The 5,834-nt window shown below is 70.0% G+C and carries 4 protein-coding genes and 1 pseudogene; 4 read left to right on the forward strand and 1 reads right to left on the reverse strand.

Features of this window, described 5'->3' with window-relative positions:
* The 4 genes from PROKR_RS05915 to PROKR_RS05930 form a co-directional block, all read left to right on the forward strand.
* Positions 1-2,247, forward strand: a 2,247-nt coding sequence (locus PROKR_RS05915) for an alpha-galactosidase (protein ID WP_036960605.1), incomplete at its 5' end; no start/stop codon positions are given.
* Complete coding sequence (locus PROKR_RS05920) at positions 2,244-3,137, forward strand: carbohydrate ABC transporter permease (RefSeq protein ID WP_051432726.1); 894 nt, start codon at positions 2,244-2,246, stop codon at positions 3,135-3,137. The genes PROKR_RS05915 and PROKR_RS05920, both read left to right, overlap by 4 nt.
* An 11-nt stretch (positions 3,138-3,148) precedes the next feature.
* Complete coding sequence (locus tag PROKR_RS05925) at positions 3,149-4,030, forward strand: carbohydrate ABC transporter permease (RefSeq protein WP_084800278.1); 882 nt, start codon at positions 3,149-3,151, stop codon at positions 4,028-4,030.
* A 20-nt stretch (positions 4,031-4,050) separates the two neighbouring features.
* Positions 4,051-5,385: an ABC transporter substrate-binding protein gene (locus PROKR_RS05930; protein ID WP_036960610.1), complete on the forward strand. Its 1,335-nt coding sequence runs from the start codon at positions 4,051-4,053 to the stop codon at positions 5,383-5,385.
* Between the two features lie 127 nt (positions 5,386-5,512).
* Here the strand turns inward: PROKR_RS05930 and PROKR_RS05935 are convergent.
* A pseudogene (locus tag PROKR_RS05935) lies at positions 5,513-5,834 on the reverse strand (MFS transporter); the annotation flags it as partial.

Consider the following 5,834-nt stretch of genomic DNA (forward strand, 5'->3'; position numbering starts at 1 on the left):
GGTGCGCTCGGCCCCGACCTGGACCGGGTCGACGTCGCCGGCGCGACCGCCAAGGACTGGACGCTCACCGACCCCGACGCGGCCGACCCCGTGCCCGTCGACCCGACCCGGGTCGAGCCGGGCGGCAGGAGCGCGGTCCTCCGCGGCGGCGACGTCGTCATCGACTACTCGCTCGCCAGCGGCACCGCCGACGTCCGCTGGGGCGGGCGCGAGGCCGTGACCGGCTTCTACAGCGGTGTGCGCCTGGGCGACGAGTTCGTCACCACCAAGCAGTACGACGGCGCCTGCCGGCTCACCGGCCGCACCACCGTCACCTGCGCCAAGCAGGGCCTGCCCACGCTGCGCCAGGAGTTCGCGTTCGACGGCGACCGCTCGTTCTCGGTGCGGCTCGACGTGACGGGCACCGGCGGCCCGGTCGCCACCTCGATGATGGTCCCGGTCATGACCGACCGGCGCGGCTCGGTGGACCTCGGTCGCAACGGTGACAACCGCATGGTGCTGGTGCCCTTCGACAACGACCACTGGGTCCGCTACGAGACCCCGGCGATCAAGGACGTCACGCCCGCCCGGCGCAGCTTCGAGGTCACCGCGTTCGTCGACGACGCCTCGCGCCGCGGCCTCGTCGTCGGCTCCCTGGACCGCGACACGTGGAAGTCCGGCGTGGTGGCCGACGGGAACGACAGCGGGGGCCTGGACCGGCTGCAGGCCGCGGCCGGCCTGACCGACTGGAGCTACGACTACGGCGACGGCATGAACAAGTACCAGTTCAACCGCGAGCTCAAGCCGCACGCCGAGGTCAGCGGCACCACGGTGCGCTCCCCGCGCATGTTCGTGGGCCTGTTCCCGGACTGGCGCGAGGGCATGGAGACGTTCGGCAAGGCCGCCGCGCAGGCGGCGGGCTCCCGTACCTGGGACGAGGGCGCGCCCTTCGGCTTCAACAGCTGGGGCGGGCTCGGCGCCCGCGGCGGCGACGCCGACGTCATGGGCGAGGTCTCCCGGTTCCTCGCCGAGGAGACGCCCGGGTTCCGGAACACCCGGTCCACGAAGGGCGCGTACGTGGGCGTCGACTCCTACTGGGACAAGATGCTCGCCCCCGAGTACGCGTTCGAGGACCCGAACACCTCCTGGGCCGAGCTCGAGCGGTACGTCGCCGACGTGAAGGCGCGCGGCCAGGAGCCGGCGCTGTACTTCCAGCCGTTCGCCAACTTCTGGCGTGAGGGCCTGGACGAGAAGATCGGCGGCACCGCCCTCTGCGACACCTGCGAGAACCAGACCTACCGCGAGATGGCGCTCACGGTGAACGGGGTGCCGGTGAACATTGACGGCGCCTGGGCGCTCGACCCGACCAACCCCGGCGTGCAGAATCGCGCCAGGATCGCGCTGGGTAAGTTCCGCGAGCTCGGCGTGCGCTACGTCAAGCTCGACTTCCTGACCCACGGCTACGTCGAGGCCGACGACTGGTACGACACGGGAGTCCACACCGGCCAGCAGGCCTTCCGCCAGGGCATGGCGCAGGTGGTCGACGTCGTCGGCGACGACATGTTCGTCGACCTGGCCATCTCGCCCCTGTTCGCCTCCGAGTTCGCCCACGCCCGCCGGATCTCGTGCGACGTGCACGGCGCCCTGAACAACTGGCACCCCACGCAGCCCGACCGCTACCAGAAGAGCACCGAGTACCTGCTCAACTCCCTGACCTACGGCTGGTGGCTCGACGAGGTCTACGCCTTCAACGACGGCGACCACGTCCAGTTCGGCAACTACGAGTACGACGGCGACGCCAACGCCTACCTGCTGGACGACCCCTACCCGAGCATCTGGCCCGAGGGGCAGAACCGGGCGCGCGTCACCTCGGCCGCCATCACGGGGATCTACCAGGTCAGCGAGGACCTCACCAGCACCGGCCACCCCGTCATCAAGCAGCGGGCCCGCGACCTGCTGCAGAACCCGGGCATCAACCACCTCGCCGAGCTCGGCCGGTCGTTCGCCCCGGTGCAGGCCGGTCCGGACGCCTTCACCGCCGCCGACACGTTCGTGCTGCACGACGGCGGGACCACCTACGTCGCGGCGTTCAACTACGGCGCGACGTCGCGCCGGGCCGACCTCGCGCTGCGCGACCTGGGCCTGGACGGCGGCCGGTACGACGTCACCGAGCTCTGGACCGGCCAGGAGAGCCGGGCGGCGGGCAGGCTCCGCGCCGTCGTGCCCGGCGAGGACGTGCGCGTCTACGCGATCGAGGCCGACCGATGACCACCGCCGCCGTCGCCCGACGGCCCCGCAACCAGCTCCTGCCCGCGCTCGGGATGATCGCCCCCGCGGCCCTCGGGTTCCTGGTCTTCTACCTCTACCCGACGCTGCGCGGCGCCTACCTGTCGTTCACCGAGTACAACGTGCTGGGCAGCCCCGTCTTCGTGGGCCTGCGCAACTACGTCGACATGGCCCAGGACGACGTCTTCTGGAACGCCGTCCGCGTCACGTTCCTGTACGTGGTGCTGAACATCGGGTTCCAGACCGTCCTCGCCGTCGGGCTGGCGGTGCTCATGCACCGGCTGACGAAGTCGGTGCTGATCCGCGGCAGCCTGCTGCTGCCGTACCTCATCGCCAACGTCGTCGTGGCCCTGCTCTGGTTCTGGATGCTCGACTTCAACATCGGCATCGTCAACGCCGTGATCGACGCGGTCGGGCTGCCCAAGGTCGCCTTCTTCGGCGACGAGGCGTGGACCGTCGCCACCATCGCCGGCGTCAACACCTGGCGGCACCTCGGGTACACCGCCCTCCTCGTGTTCGCCGGCCTGCAGATGATCCCGGCCAGCGTCTACGAGGCTGCCGCCGTCGACGGGGCAGGGGAGTGGCGCACCTTCTGGCGCATCACCCTGCCGCTGCTGCGCCCCGTGCTCGTGCTCGTGCTGGTCATCACCGTCACGGGAGCCTTCCAGGTCTTCGACACGGTGGCCGTGACCACCGCCGGCGGACCCGGCAACGCCTCCCGCGTGCTCCAGCTCTACATCTACGAGCAGGCGTTCGCCCGCGGGCACTTCGGCTACGCGTCCGCCATGTCCGTGGTCCTGTTCCTCGTCCTCGCCGGGGCCGCCTTCGCGCAGATGCGACTGCTGCGCGCCGGCGAGTCCGACCTGACCTGATGGGAGCGCACATGCGTACACGGATCACCTGGGGCCGGCTGCTCGCCTGGGTCGTGCTGTGGTTCTTCGTGCTGGCCACCGTGCTGCCGTTCTACTGGATGCTGCGCACAGCGTTCTCGGACAACCAGGCGCTCGCCGCCCAGTCCTTCTCGCTGCTGCCCGCCGACCTCACGCTAGGCCCGTTCAAGCGGGTGTTCGGCCTGGCCACGCCCGAGGAGGCGATGGCGGAGGGCGGCTCGGGCGCGTCCCTGAGCTTCTGGCTCTACCTGCGCAACTCGCTCGTGGTCGCCACCGCCGTGACGGTGGGCCAGGTGCTGTTCTCGTCGATGGCGGCCTACGCGTTCGCGCGGCTGAGCTGGCCGGGGCGGGACGCGTGGTTCGCCGTCTTCCTCGGGGCGCTCCTGGTGCCGCCGATCTTCACCTCGCTGCCGAACTTCCTGACGATCAAGTCGCTGGGCCTGCTGAACACGCTGCCCGGGATCATGCTGCCGAGCCTGTTCATGACGCCGTTCGCGATCTTCTTCATGCGGCAGTTCTTCCTCGGTATCCCGAAGGAGATCGACGAGGCGGCGATGATCGACGGCGCCAAGCCCTGGCGCATCTTCTTCCGGATCATCCTGCCGATCTCGGCGGCGCCGGTCACCACGCTCGGCATCCTCACGTTCATCAACACCTGGAACGACTACTTCTGGCCGCTCCTGGTGGGCCAGACGGAGGAGTCCAAGGTGCTCACCGTGGCTCTCGGCGTCTTCCGCTCGCAGACGCCGCAGGGCGCGCCCGACTGGGCCGGGCTCATGGCCGCGTCCCTCGTCGCGGCCCTGCCCATCGTGATCCTGTACGCCGTCTTCGGGCGCCGGGTCATCAACTCCATCGGTTTCTCCGGCATCAAGTAGCCGGGGCGGAAAGGAACACCATGAAGCGAAAGATGCTCGCGGGCGCCGTCGCCCTCGCGTCCCTGTCCCTGACCGCCTGCGCGGGCGGCTCGGGCGGCGCCGAGGCCGAGGGCCAGATCGACTACTGGCTCTGGGACTCGAACCAGCAGCCCGCCTACCAGCAGTGCGCCGACGCCTTCCACGAGGCCAACCCCGACCTGACGGTCAAGATCACGCAGCGCGGCTGGGACGACTACTGGTCGGCGCTGACCACCGCGTTCTCGTCGGGCACCGGCCCGGACGTGTTCACCGACCACGTGTCCAAGTACCCCGAGTTCGTCGCGAACGGGCAGCTCCTGGCCCTGGACGACCACATCGCCGACGTCGACCTCGACCAGTACTCGGCCGGGCTCGCCGACCTGTGGGTCGCGCAGGACGGCAAGCGGTACGGACTGCCGAAGGACTGGGACACCGTCGCGATCTTCTACAACCAGAAGATGGTCGAGGACGCCGGTCTGTCGGAGAAGGGCATGCAGGACCTCGACTGGAACCCCGACGACGGCGGCACGTACGAGGAGACCATCGCGCGCCTGACCGTCGACGCCAACGGGGTGCGGGGCGACGAGCCGGGCTTCGACAAGGAGAACGTCGCCGTCTACGGCCTGGGCATCCCCGGCGCCGGGTACGAGAACGGCCAGACCGAGTGGAGCATGTACACCGCCACCACGGGCTGGACCCACACGGACGAGAACCCCTGGGGCACGCAGTACAACTACGACGACCCGCGGTTCCAGGACACCATCGCCTGGTGGTACTCCCTGATCGAGAAGGGGTACGCGCCGCCGCTGGAGACCACGATCGGCGCCTCGGTGAACGACAACTTCGGCGCGGGCAAGTCCGCCATCAACATCAGCGGCGACTGGATGCTCTCCACGTACTTCGGGTACGACGGCGTCGACGTCGGCCTGGCGCCCACGCCCACCGGCCCCAACGGGCAGCGTGCGAGCATGTTCAACGGCCTGGCGGACTCCGTCTGGGCGGGCACGGACAACCCCGAGGGCGCGGCCAAGTGGGTCGCCTTCCTGGGCTCGACCGACTGCCAGGACCTCGTGGGCGCGGCCGGCGTCGTCTTCCCGGCGATCACCAGCTCGGCTGAGATCGCCACCGAGGCGTTCGCCGAGAAGGGGATCGACGTCTCGCCGTTCACCACCCACGTCAAGGACGGCACCACGTTCCTCTTCCCGGTGACCGACCACGCCTCCGACGTGCACGCGATCATGACCCCCGCGATGGACGAGGTGCTGGGCGGCAAGGCCGACGTCGGCTCGCTGACCGAGGCGAACGAGCAGGTCAACGCGCTCTTCGACGGGTCCTGACCGGCGGACGGGTTCTGACCGCCCGACGGTTCTGACCGGTCGACGAATCTCCCCTTTGAGGCCTAAGTTTCTTCGCTTTGGGATGGCCCAAAGCGAAGAAACCTAGGCCTCAAAGGGGAGGAGGCGGTCACGGTCGAGTGACGACCCGGCCCCTCAGCACCGGCGACAGCAGCATGACCAGCACCCCCGCGATCGGCACCACCAGCAGGCCGGTGCGCAGACCCGCCGAGTCGGCGACCAGGCCCACCAGCGGCGGGGAGAACAGGAACCCGAGCCGCAGCAGCCACGACACGACGGTCAGGCCCGTGCCGGGGCGCAGGCCTGGCAGCTCGTCGGCCTCGTGCATGGCGGCGGGGATCAGCGTCGCGCTGCCGAACCCGGCGGCGGCGAACCCGGCGATCGTGCCGGGCACGGTGGGCCAGGCCAGCGCCAAGCCCATGCCGAGCGCG

The sequence above is a fragment of the Promicromonospora kroppenstedtii DSM 19349 genome (assembly GCF_000515355.1).
GTDB classification, from domain to species: domain Bacteria; phylum Actinomycetota; class Actinomycetes; order Actinomycetales; family Cellulomonadaceae; genus Promicromonospora; species Promicromonospora kroppenstedtii.

Excerpts from the sequence above, each read along its gene's own strand:
- PROKR_RS05920 (WP_051432726.1), top strand. The coding sequence starts at position 2,244 with ATGACCACCGCCGCCGTCGCCCGACGGCCCCGCAACCAGCTCCTGCCC.
- PROKR_RS05925 (WP_084800278.1), top strand. The coding sequence starts at position 3,149 with ATGCGTACACGGATCACCTGGGGCCGGCTGCTCGCCTGGGTCGTGCTG.
- PROKR_RS05930 (WP_036960610.1), top strand. The coding sequence starts at position 4,051 with ATGAAGCGAAAGATGCTCGCGGGCGCCGTCGCCCTCGCGTCCCTGTCC.